We start from the raw sequence: 689 nt of genomic DNA, 5'->3' as shown, positions 1-689 counted from the left end.
TTGCTCTTTGTCTTATATACCTTTTTATAGTAGTGTCAGTGTTTTTCGTTTTGATGCTTCTTTTTTTTTTACTTGTTTCGGCACCCAGCGTATTTTCACTTTTTGGTTTGGTGGGGGGGGTAGATGTGTTTAAAAGAAAGAGGTGCCGCACCGTGGAGCGGCAGTGGCCTGTACGTGGTGCAGGGCGCGGTCGTCGACGGGGTGGCCGCGGCGGTGAAGCCGGCGGAGGCGCTGGTGACGATGGGCCTGCGGACGAGCCGGGCGGGCACCCTGGCGAAACCGGTACCGAAGCGGCGGACCTGGGGCGCGGGCCGTCACGGACCGGCTCACGGGCGCTCTCCCCGGTCCGCTGCCGGTCCGTCGGTCCGCCGTGTGTGCCCTCGCCGGAACTCCTCGCCGCGCTCCGCCGCCTCCACCCGCTCCACCCGGTACAGGCGCACCTGAGGCGCGGCCCGCATCCGGGGATCCACGCTGAGCCGGTCCGGCGAGCCCAGGAGCCGGTGCACCAACGCTCCCGTCCAGCCCCGCAACCGCAGTCCCGCCAACGACACGTACCGCCGCTCGTCCTCCGCGAACCTCACAGTCCTCATCCCCCGTAGCCCTCTGCCGTGACGCTCTGTGACGACACCCCCATTGAAACGCGCCCCACTGACAATCGCTCCCTCCTCAGCCCTGCCCACCCCTGTCTC

At 66.0% G+C, this 689-nt stretch carries 1 protein-coding gene and 1 pseudogene; one reads left to right on the top strand and one right to left on the bottom strand.

What is annotated here, in order from left to right; genetic code table 11:
- Nucleotides 1–189: 189 nt before the first annotated feature.
- Nucleotides 190–444 (top strand): annotated as a pseudogene (locus P1P75_RS41835) (hypothetical protein); the annotation flags it as partial.
- Here the strand turns inward: P1P75_RS41835 and P1P75_RS41830 are convergent.
- Nucleotides 327–590, bottom strand: coding sequence for a hypothetical protein (locus P1P75_RS41830; RefSeq protein WP_319265350.1), 264 nt, complete (start codon nucleotides 588–590; stop codon nucleotides 327–329). The pseudogene P1P75_RS41835 and the gene P1P75_RS41830 sit on opposite strands and share 118 nt — an antisense overlap.
- Between the last annotated feature and the right edge of the window lie 99 nt (nucleotides 591–689).

The sequence above is a fragment of the Streptomyces sp. ID05-39B genome (assembly GCF_033794725.1).
In the GTDB taxonomy this organism is placed as follows: Bacteria; Actinomycetota; Actinomycetes; order Streptomycetales; family Streptomycetaceae; genus Streptomyces; species Streptomyces bobili.
The sequence above is the reverse complement of the archived record's forward strand: the minus strand, read 5'-3'. Positions and strand labels throughout refer to the sequence as shown.